The 22,045-nt window shown below is 38.4% G+C and carries 19 protein-coding genes; 8 read left to right on the top strand and 11 right to left on the bottom strand.

Features of this window, described 5'->3' with window-relative positions; genetic code table 11:
• Nucleotides 1–30 precede the first annotated feature (30 nt).
• Nucleotides 31–1,008: a calcium/sodium antiporter gene (locus FCS21_RS02230; protein WP_138620335.1), complete on the bottom strand. Its 978-nt coding sequence runs from the start codon at nt 1,006–1,008 to the stop codon at nt 31–33.
• Nucleotides 1,009–1,275: 267 nt separating this feature from the next.
• Between FCS21_RS02230 and FCS21_RS02225 the strand changes: the two genes are divergently transcribed.
• The 7 genes from FCS21_RS02225 (at nt 1,276) to murA (ending at nt 6,228) form a co-directional block, all read left to right on the top strand.
• Nucleotides 1,276–2,109 carry an ATP-binding cassette domain-containing protein gene (locus FCS21_RS02225; RefSeq protein ID WP_138620334.1) on the top strand — a complete coding sequence of 278 codons (834 nt, stop codon included), beginning with the start codon at nt 1,276–1,278 and terminating at the stop codon, nt 2,107–2,109.
• A gap of 22 nt (nt 2,110–2,131) precedes the next feature.
• Complete coding sequence (mlaE, locus tag FCS21_RS02220) at nt 2,132–2,908, top strand: lipid asymmetry maintenance ABC transporter permease subunit MlaE (RefSeq protein WP_138620333.1); 777 nt, start codon at nt 2,132–2,134, stop codon at nt 2,906–2,908.
• Between the two features lie 125 nt (nt 2,909–3,033).
• The gene (mlaD, locus tag FCS21_RS02215; protein WP_118056270.1) at nt 3,034–3,510 is read left to right on the top strand and encodes an outer membrane lipid asymmetry maintenance protein MlaD; all 477 of its coding nucleotides are present in this window, start codon (nt 3,034–3,036) and stop codon (nt 3,508–3,510) included.
• Complete coding sequence (locus FCS21_RS02210) at nt 3,511–4,236, top strand: MlaC/ttg2D family ABC transporter substrate-binding protein (RefSeq protein WP_138620332.1); 726 nt, start codon at nt 3,511–3,513, stop codon at nt 4,234–4,236. It begins immediately after the preceding gene.
• Between the two features lie 12 nt (nt 4,237–4,248).
• Nucleotides 4,249–4,551, top strand: a complete 303-nt coding sequence (locus tag FCS21_RS02205) for an STAS domain-containing protein (protein WP_138620331.1) — start codon at nt 4,249–4,251, stop codon at nt 4,549–4,551.
• Nucleotides 4,552–4,577: 26 nt separating this feature from the next.
• Entirely contained in the window at nt 4,578–4,841 is a 264-nt protein-coding gene (locus tag FCS21_RS02200) for a BolA family protein (protein ID WP_138620330.1), read from the top strand.
• A gap of 124 nt (nt 4,842–4,965) precedes the next feature.
• Entirely contained in the window at nt 4,966–6,228 is a 1,263-nt protein-coding gene (gene murA / locus FCS21_RS02195) for a UDP-N-acetylglucosamine 1-carboxyvinyltransferase (RefSeq protein WP_138620329.1), read from the top strand.
• Nucleotides 6,229–6,477: 249 nt separating this feature from the next.
• Here the strand turns inward: murA and FCS21_RS02190 are convergent, their stop codons facing one another.
• The 7 genes from FCS21_RS02190 to FCS21_RS02160 form a co-directional block, all read right to left on the bottom strand.
• The gene (locus tag FCS21_RS02190) at nt 6,478–6,684 is read right to left on the bottom strand and encodes a cold-shock protein (RefSeq protein WP_033092258.1); all 207 of its coding nucleotides are present in this window, start codon (nt 6,682–6,684) and stop codon (nt 6,478–6,480) included.
• Between the two features lie 297 nt (nt 6,685–6,981).
• Nucleotides 6,982–9,000, bottom strand: a complete 2,019-nt coding sequence (locus tag FCS21_RS02185; RefSeq protein ID WP_138620328.1) for a methyl-accepting chemotaxis protein — start codon at nt 8,998–9,000, stop codon at nt 6,982–6,984.
• 265 nt (nt 9,001–9,265) lie between these two features.
• A complete protein-coding gene (locus tag FCS21_RS02180) occupies nt 9,266–10,126 on the bottom strand; it encodes a symmetrical bis(5'-nucleosyl)-tetraphosphatase (RefSeq protein WP_138620327.1) in 861 nt (286 codons plus the stop codon).
• A 3-nt stretch (nt 10,127–10,129) separates the two neighbouring features.
• Nucleotides 10,130–11,047, bottom strand: coding sequence for a 16S rRNA (adenine(1518)-N(6)/adenine(1519)-N(6))-dimethyltransferase RsmA (gene rsmA / locus FCS21_RS02175; RefSeq protein ID WP_246046952.1), 918 nt, complete (start codon nt 11,045–11,047; stop codon nt 10,130–10,132).
• Between the two features lie 32 nt (nt 11,048–11,079).
• Nucleotides 11,080–12,063, bottom strand: coding sequence for a 4-hydroxythreonine-4-phosphate dehydrogenase PdxA (gene pdxA, locus FCS21_RS02170; RefSeq protein WP_138620326.1), 984 nt, complete (start codon nt 12,061–12,063; stop codon nt 11,080–11,082).
• The gene (gene surA / locus FCS21_RS02165) at nt 12,063–13,364 is read right to left on the bottom strand and encodes a peptidylprolyl isomerase SurA (RefSeq protein ID WP_138620325.1); all 1,302 of its coding nucleotides are present in this window, start codon (nt 13,362–13,364) and stop codon (nt 12,063–12,065) included. The genes pdxA and surA overlap by 1 nt, the downstream gene beginning before the upstream one ends.
• A 58-nt stretch (nt 13,365–13,422) precedes the next feature.
• Entirely contained in the window at nt 13,423–15,735 is a 2,313-nt protein-coding gene (locus tag FCS21_RS02160; RefSeq protein WP_138620324.1) for an LPS-assembly protein LptD, read from the bottom strand.
• Between the two features lie 209 nt (nt 15,736–15,944).
• Here FCS21_RS02160 and djlA point away from each other — a divergent pair, with 209 nt between their 5' ends.
• Nucleotides 15,945–16,769, top strand: coding sequence for a co-chaperone DjlA (djlA, locus tag FCS21_RS02155; RefSeq protein ID WP_138620323.1), 825 nt, complete (start codon nt 15,945–15,947; stop codon nt 16,767–16,769).
• A 40-nt stretch (nt 16,770–16,809) separates the two neighbouring features.
• Here the strand turns inward: djlA and FCS21_RS02150 are convergent, their stop codons facing one another.
• The 3 genes from FCS21_RS02150 to rapA form a co-directional block, all read right to left on the bottom strand.
• Nucleotides 16,810–17,748 carry a DUF3530 family protein gene (locus tag FCS21_RS02150; protein ID WP_138620322.1) on the bottom strand — a complete coding sequence of 313 codons (939 nt, stop codon included), beginning with the start codon at nt 17,746–17,748 and terminating at the stop codon, nt 16,810–16,812.
• A 60-nt stretch (nt 17,749–17,808) separates the two neighbouring features.
• A complete protein-coding gene (locus FCS21_RS02145; protein ID WP_138620321.1) occupies nt 17,809–18,504 on the bottom strand; it encodes a pseudouridine synthase in 696 nt (231 codons plus the stop codon).
• 113 nt (nt 18,505–18,617) lie between these two features.
• Entirely contained in the window at nt 18,618–21,554 is a 2,937-nt protein-coding gene (gene rapA, locus FCS21_RS02140; protein ID WP_138620320.1) for an RNA polymerase-associated protein RapA, read from the bottom strand.
• Nucleotides 21,555–22,045 lie beyond the last annotated feature (491 nt).

Raw genomic sequence — 22,045 nt, 5'->3', positions numbered from 1 at the left:
ATATACACCCGTTCTTGTGATTAATAGCTATTATAAGTGACTAAAAAGTAGCACTTGATAAGCAACAAAGCTTAACAGTAATAATGCCCCTTTGGCACGGGTAATTCTAAATGCGCCACGACGCCTGCTAAAGCATAAAATCAAGAGTAATAAAGTAACACCTAACATATAAGGCGCATCTCTACTGGCCGCTAAAGGGTCAATATCACCCGGAGCTATTAAGCCAGCGATAGGTAATACCGCTAAAATATTAAAAATATTTGAACCAATAATATTGCCTAGTGCTAAGTCATCTTCTTTTTTGATAATACTCATTACACTAGCGGCAAGCTCAGGCAAGCTAGTACCAATAGCAATAATAGTTAAGCCAATCACTAAGTCACTAATACCGAAAGCTTTAGCAATAAAGATAGAAGAATCAACCAAGAAACTTGAGCTTAACGGTAATAAAATAATGCCGACTGTCAACCACAGCAGTGATAATTTCATATCTACCGCCGCTGGCACATCTTGCTCTGCAGCGATGATTAAAGGGTCATCACTTGGTTTACCTTTTGTTTTCTGCAAGGTAATAACCAGTAGTGCAATAATATAAATAGCAAAACCTGTCATTAAAATAACCCCTTCAATAAAACTAAAGTGATTATCAATAAGTAACCAATAACCTAATGCGGTAACGGCTAAAATAAGTGGAATTTCACGTTTTATTGTTTGTGATGACACCGTTAAGGGTTGTAGTAGCGCGGTAATACCAAGTACTAGGGCAATATTGGTAATATTTGAGCCGATAGCATTACCAATAGCGGTGTCTGGGTTACCTTGTAAAGAAGCGGTTGTCGCTACCATCATTTCTGGGGCGGATGAGCCCATAGCAACAATGGTTAGCCCTACAATCATAGGGGAGATCCCTAAATTTCTTGCTAACGATGAGGCACCGAAAACAAATTTATCAGCACTCCAAACGAGGACAACCAGGGCAATAAGTAAAATAAAAATTTGTTCTAACATCAAATACTCCATAGTGAAGCCTAAATTGTCGCTGGTTGTAAGGCAAAAAAGAAGTAAATAATGCTAACAAGATGAAAAAAATATTTTATTGCCTTACTTTTGAACAAAAAAGCGTAGTTTGTAGCGGTATCGTTTAGGCTTTTTATCGTTAATGTGCTGTTATTCAATTATTTCTAATGAAGAATTGTTAGCGCTCAGGTAAAATCACTGCCACTTACAGAATTCCTTCTGTAAATTATACCTAATAAAAAACAGTGGTGTTGAACAATGACAAGCTCTGTATCTGAAACAAACTTGGTTGAAATTGAAAACTTAACCTTTAAACGAGGTGAACGGGTCATTTTTGATAAAATGAGTCTGTCTATCCCTAAAGGCAAAGTGACCGCAATTATGGGACCAAGTGGTATTGGTAAAACCACATTACTACGCTTAATTGGTGGTCAAATTAAACCTGAAAGCGGCAATATATTGTTTGCAGGTAAAAATATCCCACTGTTATCACGTGCAGAGCTCTATGAAGCACGTAAACAAATGAGTATGCTTTTTCAAAGTGGTGCCTTATTCACAGAAATGAGTGTTTACGATAATATTGCTTTTCCTATTAGGGAGCACAGCCAACTCAGTGAAGCCATCATTGAAAAAATAGTTTTGATGAAATTAGAAGCTGTTGGTTTGCGCGGTGCGAAAGACTTGCAACCGAGTGAACTTTCGGGGGGCATGGCGCGTAGAATAGCACTGGCTCGCGCTATTGCGTTAGACCCTGAGCTCATCTTATATGATGAACCTTTTGCTGGCCAAGACCCTATTTCTATGGGCGTTATTGTTCGCTTAATTCGTTCACTAAGTGATGCTCTAGGATTAACTTCTATCGTGGTGTCACACGATGTCTCTGAAGTGATGAGTATCGCGGATTACATTTATATTGTTGCAGAAAAGAAAGTTATTGGTCATGGTACTCCTGATCAAATACGCAATGATAGCTCTGCTTTGGTACGACAATTCATTAACGGAGAAGCTGATGGCGCAGTCCCTTTTCACTATGAAGCACCTGCTTATAGTGGTGAACTTATTAAAAAACATTCAAAAGAGTTAACTAAATGAATCAGTGTCGAGGCGAAAAGTAGTGCAACAGATACAGTCTTTAGGTAAAAAAACTCTACAAATCATCTCGGGCTTAGGCCGAGCAGTGATTATATTGGTGTCGGCGTTAATGCACGTGCCTAATATTCGCAAAGGTACCCCCTTGCTGATGCAACAACTTTACAGTGTTGGTGTATTATCGTTACTCATTATTATTGTATCGGGTGTCTTTATTGGTATGGTATTAGCTTTACAAGGCTATACTATTTTAGTGGGCTATGGCGCTGAAGCTAGTTTAGGGCCTATGGTCGCCTTGTCATTGCTGCGAGAGCTTGGTCCTGTCGTTTCTGCTTTGTTATTTGCTGGTCGTGCAGGCTCTGCACTAACGGCAGAAATTGGTTTAATGAAAGCAACAGAACAATTATCAAGTTTAGAAATGATGGCTATCGACCCTCTAAGACGGGTAATAGCGCCACGCTTTTGGGCTGGTTTTATTAGCTTACCCCTATTAGCAGGCATTTTTTCTATGGTGGGTATACTTGGCGCGCATCTCGTTGGCGTTGATTGGTTAGGTGTTGATGGCGGAACTTTTTGGTCGGTAATGCAAGACCAAGTAGACTTTCAAAAAGACATTCTCAACGGTGTTATCAAAAGTATTGTTTTTGCTTTTGTGGTTATGTGGATAGCGGTATATAAAGGTTATGATTGTGAACCTACCTCTGAAGGTATTAGTCGGGCGACTACTTCAACAGTGGTACAATCATCACTATTAGTATTATTTTTAGATTTTATTCTAACGGCATTGATGTTTGTTAAGTAAATATTGTTGCTAAAGTAATCGCGTTTTAATCGCTCATATTGCTAAGTACACAACCTAACTTACACTCTGGTTAACTCGTTATATTTTTATTATTAAATTTTTATTACAAGGCGTTGGTGAAAGACATGGTGTCTAAAAAAGTAGAATTATTAGTCGGTTTTTTTGTTGCACTAGGGTTAGCTGCTTTATTAATGCTATCACTTAAAGTCGCAAACTCGGGTATGGGCGGCGGCGGTGAAAGTTATCAGTTGTTTGCTAAGTTTGATAATATCGGCGGTTTAAAAGTACGCTCACCTATTAAAGTCGGTGGTGTTGTTGTTGGTCGTGTTAGTAATATCTCGTTAGATGATCAGGATTATATTCCCGTTGTTACCCTAGAAATTTATCAGCAATATAATAAGTTCTCTGAAGCGACTTCAGTATCAATCTTAACAGCGGGCTTACTGGGTGAACAATATTTAGGTGTGCAACCTGGTTTCGTCCATGAATCGGTAGGTACTTTACAACCAGGTGACTTTATTGAAGATACTAAACCTGCTTTAGTATTAGAAGAGTTAATAGGACAATTTTTATTTAGCCAAGGTAGTGGTGAGGATAAGTAAATGAATATGAATACATTGGGTAATGTAAAAAACGTTTTCGGTTTACTCATCGCGCTTATGAGTATGCTAATAATCAGTGCCAATGCTCGCGCTAATAGTGAAGCAGTAAATAGCGTAGCAGTTGATCAAAGTAACCCCTATAAAATGGTGGAACAGGCGGCTGATAAAACCTTCAAACGTTTTGCTCGTGAGCAACAAGCCATTCAAGAGAATCCTAACTTGTTAAAAGACATTGTTCGAGAAGAGCTAATGCCTTATATCAATTACACCTACTCAGCTTTTAAGGTGATAGGTAAGCATTTACAAAAAACCACTGATACTGAACGACGTGAGTTTGTTCCTGTGTTTCGTGAATATTTAGTAAGCTCTTACGCTCAAGTGTTTACTTTATATGATAATCAGGAAGTCATATTTGCTCCTGAAAGATCATTTGCAGGCAAAAAAATAGTGGCGGTAAACACTCGTATTATTATGCCTGGCGGTGATGATATTGACGTTGCCTTTAAAGTTAGACTTGATAATAGAACTAACCAATGGCAAGCATTTGATATGGTAGCTGAAGGTATAAGCTTATTGGATTCGAAACAAGCTGAGTTAGGTAGCATGATTAGACAAAAAGGTCTTCCTTATGTGACCGAGTTATTAAAAAGTAAAAGTACTCGAGACATTGTTTTTAAAAATCGTACAGAAAAAGATGAAGAAAGTGCGACAAACAAAGAATCGTAAGGGTAACTACTAGTGAGTAAAGCGAATATAACTTTAAATCATGGTATTCTGTCAATATCTGGTGAGCTTAGTCGACACAGTATTGTAGAAATACAAAATGATGACTATATGAGTTGGTTTGACCATAGCGCAGTGAAAGTTGATTTAAAGCTAGTCAATAAAATTGATACTGCTGGTCTTGCTTGGTTGTTTTATTTGCTAGAGCAAGCTGAACAGCATACTTGTCAGTTAAGCTTTAGCAATATACCTGATAAACTATCTAAATTAATTACGTTAAGCGGTGTAGACGGTTTATTGCCTCTAGCATGTGATTAGTATCATAAAAAGCAAAGGAGACTCCCTTGGAAGTTGGTGAAATTGAACAATTAGTTAGTAAGTTAATAAATGAAGCACTTGAGCTTGATGAAGTGCATGTGACTTTTGACGGCTCTCAGTGTCGAATTAATGCCGTAAGCGATATGTTTGATGAGTTAAGTCGTGTCAAACGTCAACAAGCGGTACTTAAACCGTTAGCCGATATTATAAAAGATGGCACAATTCACGCCGTATCAGTCAAAACATTTAATAAAGCACAGTGGCAACGCGATAAACTATTTAATAGTTAATTGCGGTTAATCAATAGTTAGCCTAAATTGTACTTTTAATTAATGCCTAGCTTTTTATTGCTGGGCATTTTTGTGTATACTGACCCGATGTTTTTAATTATTTTTTAAGTAAGTAGTAGTTATCTTGGACGCATTTAAAGTTATTGGTGGTAATCCACTGCGCGGCGATGTCGTGATCTCTGGCGCAAAAAACGCAGCGCTCCCTATTTTGATGTCAGCGTTGTTATCTAAAACCCCTGTTGTGTTTAGTAACGTACCGCAACTAAATGATATTTTAACAACCGTTAAGCTATTAGGTCAGTTGGGCGCTAAAACCGAGTGGCTGAACGAACAAACGTTGATGATTGATGCTAGCACCATTGATGTGTGTCGTGCACCTTACGACCTAGTTAAAACTATGCGTGCTTCAATCCTAGTATTAGGTCCATTATTAGCCCGTATGGGGCATGCTGAAGTGTCTTTACCTGGTGGTTGTGCTATTGGCGCAAGACCGGTTAATTTACATATCCAAGGCTTAAAGTTAATGGGGGCCGATATTAGCGTTGAAGATGGTTATATTATTGCTAAAAAGCAAGGCCGTTTAACAGGCGCTACTATTTTTATGGATACGGTCAGTGTTACAGGCACTGAAAACTTAATGATGGCTGCCGCCTTAGCTGATGGCGTTACCGTTATTGAAAATGCCGCACGCGAACCTGAAATTGTTGATCTAGCTAACTGTTTAATTAGTATGGGCGCTAAAATTACTGGTGCTGGTACTGATGCGTTAACTATTGAAGGCGTTAGTGAACTATGTGGTAAAGCCTATACTGTTATGCCTGATCGTATTGAAACAGGTACCTTCTTGGTCGCTGCTGCAGTAACACAAGGTCATATCAAATGTTTACATACCGATCCTAAAGCATTAGAGGCAGTATTAAGTAAATTACAAGAAGCAGGGGCAACGATTACAACAGGTGATGACTGGATTGAATTAGAAATGTCTGGGCCAGCTAAATCTGTCAATATTAGAACAGCGCCACATCCCGCTTTTCCTACCGATATGCAAGCACAGTTTATGACTATGAATGCGCTAGCTCAAGGTACCGCTACGGTAATCGAAACTATTTTTGAAAATCGCTTTATGCATGTGCCAGAGTTACAGCGTATGGGTGCAGATATTGTCTTAGAAGGTAATACCGCTATTGTAACAGGTGTTAGCAGCTTAAATGGTGCCCAAGTTATGGCAACTGATTTGCGAGCATCAGCAAGTTTAGTTATTGCTGGTTTAGTTGCTAAGTCCCCAACGCAAGTTGATCGTATTTATCATATTGATCGTGGTTACTTGTGTATTGAAGATAAGCTACAAGGCCTAGGTGCAGACATAACACGTATTAAGGTAAGTTAAGGTAAATTTTTTGTTTTATTGCCATTAGAAATGATAAGCAGTGAAAAGCCAGTACGGTAATATGTACTGGCTTTTTTATGGTAAAAACATAAGGTATTGCTGTTAATTAAGGTGTACGAAGCGAAGGAAATTTAACAGGGTAAATAGCAGGCAATAAAAAAGGACATCCAATTAAGGTATGTCCTTTTTTTTAACATCGTTAGGTAATTAGTGGAAATTTATTCCGGTAATTAACCTAAGTAGTGCAAATTAAAGTGCAACGATGTTTTCAGCTTGAGGGCCTTTTTGACCGTCAGTAACTGTAAATTCAACTTTTTGACCTTCAGCAAGAGTTTTGAAACCTTCACCAACGATAGCGTTGAAGTGAGCAAAAACGTCTGGACCGTTTTCTTGCTCGATGAAACCAAAACCTTTAGCTTCGTTAAACCATTTTACTGTACCAGTTGTAGTAGACATGTGTATATCCTATAAATTTTAAGAGTAATTATGCTAACAAACTTATTTAAATCATTGTTTAAATTAAGTTATTAGTGTTTGCTAAAAAGAGTTGCTATTACTTATAAATCAGGACGTGTTACAGATATCTTATCTAAGGTAAGCATGAGATAACATCGAAATGGTGTACAAAAAAATAAAACTAACTTCAAGCTGTGTGCATTATATAGCTAATGAGGAGTAAGTCAACTATAACTCGTCATTAAGTCAAAAGTAGTCACTAGTCGTTAGTGGTAATTACCTATATGACCTTTGGGGCTATAGTTTAAACTCTCGAACAGAGCGTTGTAATTCCTCAGCTAAAGAGGCAACTTTACTACTTGAGGAGGCTGTTTGTTGTGCTCCTGTAGTGGTTTGTTCGGCAATGGTGACAATCGACTCAAGGTTCTCACTAATTTCATGGGCAACGACACTTTGCTCTTCAGCAGCGTTTGCTATTTGAGAGCTGCGATCAAATGCTTGATGTACGGCGTGAGTAATGGTTGCTAGTGCTTGATCAGCCTCCTGACTTTGATCAACGCACTCAACCGCTTTAGATTTACCAGCATCCATTACCACAACCGCTTTACCAGCGCCTGTTTGTAATGATTCAATCATGGCTTGAATTTCAGATGTTGATGCTTGTGTTCTGCTGGCTAGGGTACGCACTTCATCGGCAACAACGGCGAAACCTCTACCTTGCTCACCGGCACGGGCCGCTTCAATGGCCGCATTTAATGCCAATAAATTCGTTTGCTCAGCAATGCCTCGAATCACATCTAATATGCCACCTATTGAAGCACTGTCTTGTTGTAATTGATTAATAACTTGTGCCGCAGAATCCACTTCGTTAGCCAGTAACTCAATGGTTTGACGGTTTCTAACCGAAATGTCTTTTACTCGTTCAGCTTCTTCATCGGCATGTTTAATTTCACTTAATGCATCGTTGGCACTAGAAAGTACACTTTGTGACGTGTTGCTCATTTGAGTGGTTGCCGAGGCGGCTTGCTCTACTTGGTTACGTTGTTCTTCAATAGCAATAGTACTTTGGGCTGTTACAGCAGAGGTTTGCTCAGCAGCAGCAGCGAGCTGTGCTGAGCGGTTGACTATGCTTTCAATGAGATTACGTAAACTCTCTATTAATAAATTACAATTTTTTGATAGCTGAGCGAATTCATCTTTACCGCTTTCATCGAGTTTCATTGACAGATCTCCAGAAGCAACAATACTGAGCATTTCATTTACGCGCGCTAAGGGACGGGTAATACCAATAAGGGTAATGCGAGCGATGATTAAGGCTAAGAAAATAGATACCACCATAATAACCGTGGTTTGGGTGCTGCCATCATTGACAGATGTTTTAATGCGTTGACTTGACATAACCGTTGTTTGGTTAGCGAGTTCAATTTGTTTATCTAATATATTATTCATTTTCTGAGCGAACTGCTCCGCTGTCATTAATAAGGTAGCGGCTTGCTGGTTAGATGTTAATTGTTTGTTTTTATGCGCTATTAAACCTTTTTCTTCTGATAAAATAGCTTGTATTGCTTTGAAGTCTGAAGCAACTTGTGTTGAGAGGTCAGTAATGCCGAGTATGTCTAACTCTACAATGATATTATTGACCGAAAGCTTTGCATCACTAAGGCTTCGAGTGAGTTCACTGCCGATAAAGTCAGCGGTGTTTTCATCGACTATATTGCGATATTCTAGTGAGGAAGTAACAATAGAGTTTAATTGGCTTTCTAAGTAATCACTTAAGTTAATGGCACGCTGTAGCTTGGTAGCAGCGAGTTCATTATCTGCTAAATCCAACAACAACATAATAGTATCATCTACCTTTTTTTCTAACAGACTAACCTTTTCGGTTAATAACTGTTGTTGTTCAATACTGGTTTTATGGTGACTAAATAAATCGATACTTGCGTTATGAAAGTTAACATAAAGCTCATCTACTTGTGTTAAGTTCGTTGATAGTTTTTGTTCAGCGGCAACAATTTTTTTTAATGAAGAGAGCTGTTGTGTAAATAGCAGCTCTATATTTTTATACTCTTTTAGTTCCGTAGCGAGTTGGGCAAGATCAGTTTGATAATAACCTTTTAATGTCAAGTTACTCATTTGGCTGAGTTCAAGGGCAAGCTTATTACTGGCTTTAAGCATTGGAATCGCTAGCGTGTTCTGTTGCTGGGTTGATTCACTAATGCTGTTTAAATTAAATAGCGATATTACGCTCGTGGCTATGAGTAAAAGCGAGATGATAGCAAAGCCACCCATTATTTTTGCAGCTACAGTTAAATTCATTAAACTCACCCATATAGTCGGCTATTGCTTCGTTAACACGTTATACCAAGTTCGCTAATACAGCGCTGATTAGGGGATAAATTTAATCAAATTGGTATTAATTGTCTCTAAATACCAGATGAGGTTATCACTGTGCGTGAAGAGAAAACAGTTAATTGTGCTGGTTTTTTATGATGTTGAGCGAAAAAATAGAGTAAAAATTGCTGATGATGTTTTATACGCTTTTTTATAAAGTCGTTTTTATTAGCTATATGAATAACTTATGTTAATCAATTGTTAGTGCAGCTTGTTTGAAATATTTTTTATCATGCCAGCGTAGCATGGTTAATTGATTACCCCAGACACAACCGGTATCGAGTGGGTAAATATTGTGATGTGATGTGTTTCCCATTAGTGCAGCCCAGTGACCAAATACCCAAGCAGTATTATTAATCGTTGCCGATAACTCATACCAAGGCATAACGTTGTCAGTAGATATAAGGCTTTTAGGTGAACCTTTATGAGTAAACTCTAGTGAGCCGTCGCTAAAACAAAAACGCATACGGGTAAAGGCATTAATACTATAACGAAATTTTTCAACCTCAGTATGGGCGTTATGCCAGCTGTTTGGTTGTTCACCATACATTAACGCTAACCATGTTTTTCGCTCATTACTTGCGAGCTTAGTTTGAATGATTTTGGCTTGTGCTATTGCATCAGCGAGCTGCCACTGTGGTGAAATACCAGCATGACTCATATAAGCATAATTTTCTTTTGCAATATTGGTATGAGTTGGATCAGTGGGGTTATCGATTATTTTTTGTAATAAAGGTTGGGCTGCTAACCAATCCATTAGTTCATTTATATCTGGCGCCGTTAGCAATGCAGATAGGCGGTCTGACTTCTTCGCCTTTTTGATGCCCGCGTGCACCGCTAATAAATGTAAGTCGTGATTTCCTAATACGACTTTAGCGCTGTTACCCAAGGATTTAACGAAGCGAAGAGTTTCAAGAGAGTTTGGACCGCGAGCGACTAGGTCGCCCGCTAAATAGAGGGTGTCATGTTTACTGTTAAAGTTTACGTGTGATAATAAGGCGGCTAGCTCGTTATAGCAGCCTTGAATATCCCCAACTAAATAAGTAGCCATCAATTATTCTGCGTCGGGTGCAGAAACCTCACGTAAGTTTATATCATCACTTTGAACGTCATCTTGAGGCTTTTTATTTTTTGACATACGCCTTTTTTCCTTTACTGGTGCAGCTTCAGGCGGATTATCGACAATAAAATTGGCCAGTTTTATATATTCATCAAGCGTTAAATTTTCTGGACGTAAATTAGCATCAATATTTAATTCATCGAGCTGTGCTTCACTAATTAACTTTTTAAAGGTATTACGTATAGTTTTTCTACGCTGATTAAATGCCGCCAAACAAACGGTATTAAGAGCGTTGATGTCTTTTACTGGGTTGGCAATATGCGCATGAGGAACTAAGCGTACTATCGCCGAATCTACTTTTGGCGCTGGTTTAAAAGCTTCAGGACCTATTTCCATTACTGGAAATACCTGACACTGATATTGGGTCATAATAGATAAACGACCATAGGCTTTACAGTGAGGTCCTGCAGCCATGCGCTCTACCACTTCTTTTTGTAGCATAAAGTGCATATCTTTCACTTTATCTTTAAAGGTTAACAAGTGAAAAATAAGTGGTGTTGAAATATTGTAGGGTAAATTACCAAATATACGTAAAGGTTTGTCTTCGCTAACCAATTGTGCGAAGTCAAACTTTAGGGCATCGGTTTCATAGATAGTTAAGTCTTTAGCCAAAAAAGGGTGGTGACGAAGCCTATGGGCGAGATCTCTATCTAACTCTACTACAGATAATTTACCTGCGCGTTCAATAACAGGCTCTGTTAAGGCGCCTAAACCAGGGCCTATTTCTACTAAATTTTCACCTGGCTCAGGATTAATGGCATCAACTATATCGCTGATAACCGCATCATTATGGAGAAAGTTCTGTCCGAAGCGTTTTTTCGCTTGGTGACCTAAATGTTTTTTGTCGTTCATAACTACTTCTTTATTAAACTATTTATTACTAGCTAAGCTTTATTGCTCGCTAAGTTAATAGCATTATTTATGGCTTCAATAAAACTACCAGAGTCAGCGGTACCCGTACCAGCAAGATCTAGAGCGGTACCGTGGTCAACTGAGGTACGAACAAACGGTAAACCTAAGGTGATATTGACGGAAGAGCCAAAGCCTTTATATTTTAATACGGGCAGGCCTTGGTCATGATACATAGCTAAAATAGCATCGGCTTCAACCAAATACTTCTCTTGAAAAATAGTATCAGCAGGCAAAGGACCAATAATATTTATGCCTTCAGCGCGCAGTTCGGTAAATGCTGGCTCCATCACTTCTATTTCTTCACGGCCAAGGTGGCCATCTTCACCCGCATGTGGGTTGATACCACACGCATAAATAGTGGGTGATTCGATGCCAAACTTCTTTTGTAAATCGTGATGTAAAATTCGAGTGATTTTTTGTAAGCGTTCATAAGTAATGGCTTTTGATACATATGCCAGTGGAATATGGGTAGTGACTAAGGCGACTCGAAGACCTTCAGTAGCAAGCATCATCACTACATCAGAGCAATTGGCTTGGCTAGCAAAATATTCAGTATGGCCACTAAAAGCAATACCGGCTTTGTTAATTAGACCTTTGTGTACAGGGCCTGTCACAACAGCATCAAATTCACCAGAAATGTTTTTTTCACTGGCAATTCTTAATGTTTCTACCACATAGGCACCATTGGCAGGGTCTAGTGTGCCAGCAATACAAGGCTGTCCTAGTTCCACATCAATAACAGTTAATGTAGCCGCTTGCTGTGCTTTAGCAGGCGTGTTTTTATCATAGTCTATTAGCGTTAGTGGTAAAGAAAGCGCAGTTGCTCTTTCTTGTAATAAAGCTTTAGAAGCAATAACAACCATTTCAACGGGCCAGGCTTGCTGTGCAATTGTAATGACTAAGTCTGGGCCGATACCAGCTGGTTCACCGGGTGTAATTGCTATTCGTAATGTCATTACTTTTTATCCTGTTCAAATATTTCAATATAGGCTTCATCGCGAGTTTCTTTTAACCATCGAGTACTCTCCATACCGTATTTACGGTTAAAGAGAATTTGATAAGCCCGGTTTTCATTCATTTGTGAAGTAGCATCAACCATACGACGATCTTCTAACTGGATAATATGCCAGCCAAAGGAAGAGCGGAATGGTTTATGATATTCACCTTTTTTCATGGTTGCTAGTGCATCTTTAAAGGCAGGGTCATAACTGGTTGGGTCTGCCCAACCTAAGTCACCACCACGCACAGACGTTGGACCTTGGGAATGCTCTTTTGCTAACTCTGCAAATGTTGCTTCACCCGCATTTATTTTATCTAAAAAGCTTTGCAATAATGCTTGTGCTTTTTCGTCACTTAAAATAATAGAGGGTTTAATTAATATGTGGCTCGCTTTGACCTCTTCAACTTCAACGACTTTTCTGCCACGAATATCTAACACTTTAACTATGCTGTAGCCTAAACCTGTGCGTATTGGGCCAACTACGCTACCTTTAGGTTGTTCATTAATTAACTCGGAGAAGAGAGTTGGCATTTCATTAATGTTTTTCCAACCTAAATCACCGCCCTTTAACGCGTTAGCATCGCCGGATGAAGTGATGGCAATTTTAGCAAAGTCTGAGCCATCATTTAATAATTCGACTACTTTATTAGCACGCGTTTTCGCGGCGTCTAAGTCTGCTTGGCTCGCGTCAGCTGGAAACTCTATTAAAATATGTCCTAAATTATATTCGACATTATTCGTACTTTGCTCTTTCATTACCCTGAGTAAGTTTTGTACTTCTTGTGGCGAAACAAAAATTCGGCGTCTAACACTATTGCGACTCACTTCACCTGAAATAAGCTCTATGCGCACACTTTCACGGTATTTTTCATAATTACCACCGGCATCGATAATTTGCTGGCGAAATTGAGCCAAGGTAAGTTGGTCTTCTTTGGCCATGTTATTTAAGGTCTGGTCAAGTTGCGCATCACTAATTTGAATCCCCATACGCTGACCAATTTGGCTAAGTAGGTTATCATTAATAAGTTTATCCATTACTTGCACGCGCAGGGCGCTATCAGAAGGTAAGCTTTGATTATTCTTTTTAGCTTGCTGTTTGATGTTAGTAAGTAAGTCGTTTACTTCAGATTCAAGAACTACACCGCTGTTAACAATAGCGGCAACTCTATCAAGCAACACTTCCTTTGCTTGTACTGAGGTCATTGTGGTAACGATAAGACTAGAGGCTAACAGTATTGCTTTAATTCTATGTTTCATATTTTGATATCTTGTTTTATATGCTTAATATTGTCTAGGACACTAATTCTGTGAGTAGCTAGTTTTGTAAATAATAGGGACGTTTATAACCAAATATACTCTTATTAAACATATCTTGAGTACCTATGGCTGATTGCTTGCCGTCTAAGCCCTTAATAATTAACTTGATACTAACACCGGTATCAAATTCATTACGGTCTTCGCTAACAAAGCTGGCAGGATCTAAATTAGAGTTTATATTCCGGTGATACGCAATTTGCACTGCCCAACAACAACTTTCATATTGAAAGCCAGCATAAGACTCTAAATTTTCATCTTGTTGTAAGTCTTGCGTTAAACGTCCGACAAATGCCCAGTTATCGTTAATAGCAAAACTTGTTAATAATGAAACTTGTTCTAAGCTATCTCCTGAGACATTACGCGTATAACGATGGTTCAACTGTACGAGATTATATTTATTAATTTGATAATCAATATTGACTTGCCCCTTATTGGTAAAGCTTTCTAGGGTGTTGTATTGAATATCACCACTAACCTGCCATTGATGATTAATGCGATAAAATAAATCGGCGGCAACAGATGACTGCTTATCATTGGTGGTGCCATTATCAATTAACAAAGCATCATTGGCAAGATCAGTGTTGTTATCATTAATATATTGAATTCGCCCTAAGCTGAGGCGAATTATCTCTAGATTATCTTCATTAAGTAATCTACTGGTAATCCCCCAGGTATATTGGTTGGCACCAGATATTCTATCTAAACCACTATAGCGTGAGTCTCGAAAAATACCGTGAAAATCATCTTGCAATACAGTTGTATCATATAAACCAATAGCGGATTGATCTTTTTCTGGTACATAAAGATATTGTAACTGTGGTTCTAAGGTATGACGGTAATTATTGCCAAAGGCAAGTAGTTGCCTGTCAAAATTAATGCCTGCATGGATACGTACTTTCGGCAAGGTCCTTTCTACCGTTTCTTCTAAGGCACTACCTACAGTAATATTGCTTTGTTGATAATAAGTATGCATTAACTTTATTTCAGAGTTTACAAACCAAGCAGGTCGAACAATAGGGAAGGTAACCCCTGCTTCAACGTGATAACGGCTCGCTTCAACTTGATCTTTCTCTGCCGCTTGAAAATTGGTCATTTCAGAATAGAGTTCAAATTGCCCAGCTAAAAAGTTTAATGGCTGTTGGGCTGATAATTGAATATGCGGTAAAGTTTTATAGCTAGGCTGGTGATCACCAAGTACTTCAAAACTTTGTAGCTGCACGGTTGCTTGCCACTGTTCGCCAAAATAAGCCAACTCACCTGTTTGATAAAGATAAGCATCATTGGCGTTATATTGTTTACTACCTATATCCACTAAATAATTTTCATCACTAATAGTGGTGTAATCTATATAAGCTCTAAAATCGTCAGAAAAAGTACCCACATGTTGAAAACGCGCTAAATAACGTGCGTCGTCATTAGCTTTTATTTGTTTGTCATTATCTAGATATTCAAGGTCTATTTGGCCGGCTTGTTGATCGACTAAGTAGCGAAATTCGGTTTGTAATTGTGTACCACGTTTAGACATGTAACGTGGTGTAATAGTCGCATCGTAGTTTTCGGCAATATTCCAATAAAAAGGGGCATTGAACTCGACACCTAAATTAGTTGATGAACTTATTTCAGGGTAGAGAAAACCGGTTAAACGCGCTTTAGATATAGGAAAAGAGAAGTAGGGCACATAAAGAACGGGGACATCTAATAGCCTTAACTGTGCATGATAAGCTTCACCAAAATCACCATTTGAAGAAAGGTTTATTTCAGCAGCTTTTATTTGCCAATCAGGGGTTTCCTGTAAGCAGGTAGTAAAGGTAGAATCGACTAAGCTCAGCATACCTTGACTGTTAATAGAGAGCTCTGCTGCAGTACCATGACCAGGGTTACCGTCAAGTTGGTATGACGCTTCGGTCATTTTTGTTGAGCTATCTGTTTTACTTGCACTGAGTGTATTAGCAAATATATTGATTTGCTTACCTTGGTAATGAATATTACCTATGGCTTCTATTTGCATCTTTAAACGGTTAAAAGAAAGTTGGTCTGCCATGATTTTTTGGGCTTTATCGACCATAAGCACAGAGCCACTAAAAACAGCATCTTGGTCTTGTTTTATGCTTGCTTGTAAAGAGGATATACGGATACTACTATCAATTACTTTGGGAATATTTAAGGCAATATCATCAAACACAGGTAACGGACACATCATTACTCTTGTTTCAGAAGATTGTTCATTTATTTCGTCATTAGCGTGGACAACTTTTATAAAACTAACTAAAAGTGCGACTAAGGTAAAACTCAATGTACGGGAAAAAAGCATTTATTATCCGAAAATGGTAAAATTGATAAATTATTTTTATAGCGATAATCAAGTATTTTAACGGCTAATTGCTTTATGATATAGCAATTTCTGTCGTTGCGCTAAATTCTTCTTCATCGTTCAACTTTAGGTTCAATCTATACAGACTGAAATATTGTACTTTTCAATGGTAATGACCATAGATATTATTTTAAGGAATATTCAAAAACATGCATATTTGGGGTAAAATTTTAGGTTTTTTATTTGGCTTTATGCTCAGTAAAAACTTGTTTGGCGCTTTACTTGGTCTGTGGCTTGGACATTTATTTGACCGTGGTCGTGCGTTTAATTTTAATGGCATGGTTGGCGGTAAAGAAGATGAAATCTCTAGACAAGCGGCCTTTTTCTATACTACTTTTTCAGTCATGGGTCATGTTGCTAAAGCAAAAGGGAAGGTGACCAGTCACGAAATAGCCTTTGCTAGCACCTATATGGACAAGTTAGGTTTGAGCAGTGATTTACGTCAACAAGCACAAGATGCTTTTCGTGAAGGTAAATCGTCAGGGTTTCCGCTTCAAGATCGGTTAGTTAAATTTAAGCGCTTGATGGGTAATCGACATGATTTATTATTAATGTTTTTAGAAATACAAATTCAAGTGGCCTTTAGTGACGGTGAATTAGATGATGCCGAACGCTCAGTTTTGCATACCATCGCAAAATTGTTAGGTTATTCGGCAGCTGAGCTTGATAATTTGTTAGAAATGATTATAGCCGGTACTAACTTCCATCAACAGCAGTCTGGTGGTTATAGGCAGCAAGGAGCGGGGACATTCTCTAGTGGTCAACAACTTGATAATGCTTATAAAGTGTTAGGTATTGATAAAGATGCTAGCACAAGCGCTATTAAAAAAGCCTATAGAAAATTAATGTCTCAGCATCATCCTGATAAGTTAATTGCTAAGGGTTTACCACCAGAAATGATGGAAAGTGCTAAGCAAAAAACCCAAGATATTCAATCGGCTTATGAGTTTATTGTTAAGCACAACAAAGAATAATGAACTATTCAAAAACACACTTGTTGTTTGAGGGCTGCTGTTACCAACCAATCGTTTTGAGCCAACCATTAATTTGGCTCAACAGGGGTACTTCAGGGTAATAGCTGGTGACGGTATTATTTAATTGGCGCTGGCGGTAATACACTTTCATTTCTTGTTTGGCCAGTGCCTTTCTTTGTGGCGCTTTCGCTAATACCAGTGGGTTATCATGTTGCAGGTATAGGTCAAGCACAGGTAGTTCAATAGTCGCTAATTGCTTGGCAAATTCTTCATTAACACTATCTATAAAAGCATAGTTACTGTGTCTATAGCCGCTAAGCATTATTAGGGCATTGGGGCGCTGACTATTTACTTGACTGTATAAATCTATTAATAAAGCGGCATTATTACCTTGAGCGATAACTAAGACAATACCAGGGTACTCTTTTGCTGTATTCATGATGGCGTTCATCATAGTGCTTAATTTATTCTTGTAATCATCTAACGCTATTTTATTTTCTGCTTTTTGCTCTTCGACTGTTATTGCCGTTGAAGGGTAATTCTCAGGTTTGTTATTTGGCTGTATCGCGATAGTGCTCCAACCTTTGGCAGGCAAAGCATTGCGTAAATAGTTAATAGCTTTTGGATTAGTAGCACCTTGCTGCCATTCGGGTAATAAAATTGCCACCCCTTTACTGTTAGCACTAGTATATTTTTTCACTAAGGTTAAATAATCATCAGGGCCTGCTAATAATGGCTTGAGCTGTTCAGCGCTTAAATAATGGGTAAGATCATCTTTATGTTGTTTAGTTAAGGAAATAGGCTTTTTGACAGGGCTAATTTTTTTAGCTGGCTGCTCAGTATGTTCTAACGCAGTTGCTACTTTTTTTTCTTCAGCAAAGCTAGGGGATATTGAGCAAATTAATACTATCGAACAGATAAATAATTTTAATGTTTTTGCATTAAGACTATCTCTACTTATGTTAACTGAGCTCTTCATCTGACGGTATTCCTTTATAGATTAGCTTGACCAAGCTATATCGAGCAAGGTTTCATAGTATTAGCTAAATGAACAGGGGGCATGAAAGCTAATAGCCTGCTCTGTTTTTGGATGAAACAAGCTTAAATTTAAAGCATGCAACTGTAATCTATTACTCATCGCTAACCCTACTTTAGGGGCGTATAGCCTGTCACCTAAAATAGGGTGGCCTAAGGCAAGCATATGGACTCTTAGTTGATGAGAGCGCCCAGTAACAGGTGTTAGTTCTACTAAAGTACTGGCTTGTTCATCTGCAGAGTCACTTTGTTTTTGGTTACGATTAAGTACACGGTAATGGGTTAACGATTGCTTACCGTTTTCATGGTCTACTTTTTGTTTTGGTCTGTTTGGCCAATCGCATATCAGGGGTAAATCAACACTACCTTCATTTAGCGCAACACTACCTAAAACACGTGCTAGGTAAGTCTTTTGGGTTTTTCTTTGTTCAAATTGACGACTAATAGCAACATGCGCGGATTTGTTTAACGCCATAATAATTAAACCTGAAGTGGCCATATCAAGTCTATGGACGATAGTAGCGCTAGGTAAAACACGTTGTACGCGGTTTTGTAAACAATCTTGATGTTCAGGTAAACGACCCGGCACACTAAGAATACCACTGGCTTTATTTAAAACAACAATATCATCGTCTTGGTAAATAATATCAAGATAAGGTGACATAGGTGGAAGGTAGATAAAATCAGGGTTTGCGCTCATGGTGTTCTCATAATTAATGATAGAGCTACATTCAGCTGAATGTAGCTCTATCAATTGGTGCATCGGTAATTAATGTATAGACGGGCAGTTTATAATAGCTGCCCAATAGAGCATTAGTGTGTAACTACTATCATGCGAATCGCTTCAAAGGTCAATTGTGCTTTATCAATGTAATGACTTAATTCATCTTGTTGTTGACTAATAAAGTCAATCTCCTCTTGACGAACACTGGGATTAATTGCTTTTAATGCGGTTAATCGTTGCTGCTCTGCAGATAGTTTTTTGTGCATAGCTGCTAATGATTTTTCTTGGATAGCGGCAATATGCTGAGCACCATGTGCTTCTGCTTTTTCAACTAAAGGCGAAATTTGAGATTTAAGCGCTTTAATAAGCTGTAATGCCATTTGCTTTTTAACCGGCGACAATTGCTTATCAAGCACATTTTCACTGACTTTATCCGCTAAGTTATTACCGTTTTTATCGACTAAAATACGAATCGGTGTGGTCGGTAAATAGCGACCTAGTTGTAAATGAGCTGGCGCGGTTGCTTCAACGGTGAATAAACATTCAATAAAGAAAGTACCAACCGGTAACGCTTCATTTTTTAATAAACCAATACTGGCATTACCAAGCTCATCAGTTAACACCATTTCCATAACACCACGTACCATAGGATGATCCCAAGTCAGTAGCTGATAATTTTCATTAACTAAGGCTGTGTCTCTATCAAAAGTAACCGTTGTGCCGTCTTCAGGTAAGCAAGGGAAGTTACTATTAAGCATATGCTCACTTGGATTTAACGCGATAGCATTATCGGCTTTATCATCTTGTTGCACACCAAAAACATCAAGGGCTTGAAACATAAACTGCGGTAAGCCTATATCGTTATCAGCTTGCTCAATTTTTTCAACCAGTTCATGGGCACGTCCTTGCCCTGAAGAGTTAAGCTCTAACAACTTATCTCGGCCAGACTCCAATTCAGCTTTAATGGTTAAGTGTTTTTGCCAACTATCACTGATCAGTGTTTCTGCTTCACTTGATTGTTGTTGGCAGGTTAGTGCCAGCGCAAGTAATTGCTCGCCAAAGGTTTCAAACACCACTCTACCCGTAATACAGGTGTGCTCAAAGGCTTGCATGCCTTGATGGTACCAATCAAACAATAATTGTTGGGCAGAGTCTTCAAAGTAAGGAACATGAATGCGGATGATCTCTGTTTGACCAATACGGTCTAAACGACCAATGCGTTGTTCTAATAAATCAGGGTTACTAGGTAAATCAAATAAAACTAGATGGTGAGCAAATTGGAAGTTACGTCCTTCACTACCTATTTCAGAACACAATAATAATTGCGCACTGTCTTCGTCTTGCGCAAAGTAAGCCGCAGCTTTATCACGTTCAAAAATAGATAAACCTTCATGGAAAACAGCGCTGCGAATGCCTTCTTTAATACGTAGTGCTGCTTCTAAATCTATGGCTGTTTGCGCATTGGCACAAATCACTAAGACTTTTTCTTTTTTTAGCGACTGTAGCAATTCAATCAAATAATCTACCCTAGGGTCAAAGTCAGTCCAGAGCTCATTCGTTTGCTCCAAACCGTGTAACATTTCAGGGGTAAATATATACTTAGCCTGCTTGGAGTTAGCTAATGCTTCAGGGCTGTCGCTAAGCATAAAATCATTAATATTATCTTGATATTGCTCAGGCATCACTAAAGCGGTTGGTAATAGCTGACGAGCAGGAAAGCCTTTAATAGTATTACGTGAGTTTCTAAATAAGATACGGCCTGTGCCATGTCTATCAAGTAATTGCTTTAACAGTACTTGACGTACCTGCGCCGATTGCTCGTTATCTTTTGTATCTACTTGATTTAGCTGGCTAAGTTGCTCACTAATATTAGTTTCTTTTAATAACCCACTAAGCGTTGCCTCTTGTTCTGCAGACAGCTTTTTGCCCTCAACTAAAGTATTTGCTGCATCAGCAACATCGCTATAGTGAGATTCTTCTTCAATGAATTTTTGATAATCATAAAAGCGATCGGCATCTAATAAACGCAAACGTGCAAAGTGACTTTCATGACCAAGTTGATCAGGCGTCGCGGTTAATAATAAGACTCCTGGAATAACCTGCGCTAATTGCTCAATACATTGATATTCAATACTGGGTTTGTCTTGTTGCCAGTTTAAATGATGGGCTTCATCAACCACCATTAAATCCCAATCTTCATCTAGGATTGCTTCATACCACTCGGGGTTATTAGTAATAAACCCTAAGTTTACTAGCACTAATTGCTCAGAGCTAAACGGGTTGGCTTTTTTGCCATCCACATAATTATCGCGACTAGTTTCAACACAGCGCTCGTTATCAAAAATACTGAAATTAAGGTTAAAGCGGCGTAGCATTTCAACTAGCCATTGGTGCATTAACGATTCAGGAACTATGATTAAAATTCGTTTTGCGCGGCCAGTCACTAATTGCTGGTGAATAATTAAGCCAGCTTCAATAGTCTTACCTAAACCCACTTCATCAGCGAGCAAAACACGTGGGGCAAAGCGACTACCCACTTCATCGGCAATGTACAATTGATGAGGTATTAAACTAACGCGACCACCGGTTAAGCCGGTTAAGTCAGATTGCTGTTGTTGGTATTGGTGCTGCAAACAATCTTTACGCAAGCGAAACCAATCTAAACGGTCAACTTGGCTATTGAGTAAACGATCGTGAGGTTTATTAAACTTAATAAAGTGATCTATCATCACCTCTTTTAAGGTGACGTGCTCATTGTTGTCTTGACGTATACCTTCATAACTTATGATACCGTGTGCTTCAGTGTGTGATATTACTTTTAAAGACCAACCTTCATGACTCGGGATAAGGTCACCTTGGTTAAAAATAACACGCGTTAAAGGCGCATTATCTTTAGCGTATTTACGGGCTTCGCCTGTTGCCGTGAAAATAATATTAACAAAGCGATTTTCAACCCCAGTGACTGTACCTAACCCTTGAGCTGATTCACTATCACTGATCCAACGCTGACCTACCTGAAATGGCATAAACTGACTTCTCCAACAATTGCTTAGTACTCGTTAATATGCTTATTAAGCGATTCACTAATGAGTTGACTAAATATTAATTAACTATTAAAACTAGCGGTAAAAAAAAGCCGCTATGTTACTCTTAATTATAGACAGAATCATTAAAAATTACCCTTGCTTCATCATAATTAAGATATTATGGTAGTTAAGCATAAGATTAATTAGCATTTTTTCATTTACAGTTCTTTTTATAGTACTTAACATAATTTTTTATATAGTTTTTTGTCATTTATGGTGTTAGAAAATCATGGAGATTTTTATGACTAAAGAGCATACCAATAATGAGCGTAATTCAGTTGAAAAGTTAACGAAACAATTCAGTTGTGCTAATCAAGCTTTACCTAAACTAGCATCAACCCCCATCACTACTGCACCCCCTCCTGTGTATTCTCAACTTTCTTGTTTTTTATTATTAGCCAAAAATAGCGCTATACTTTTTTTAAAGCAGA

Source organism: Colwellia ponticola, from assembly GCF_005885605.1.
Classification (GTDB): domain Bacteria; phylum Pseudomonadota; class Gammaproteobacteria; order Enterobacterales; family Alteromonadaceae; genus Colwellia; species Colwellia ponticola.
This window is presented reverse-complemented; position numbering and strand designations above follow the sequence as displayed.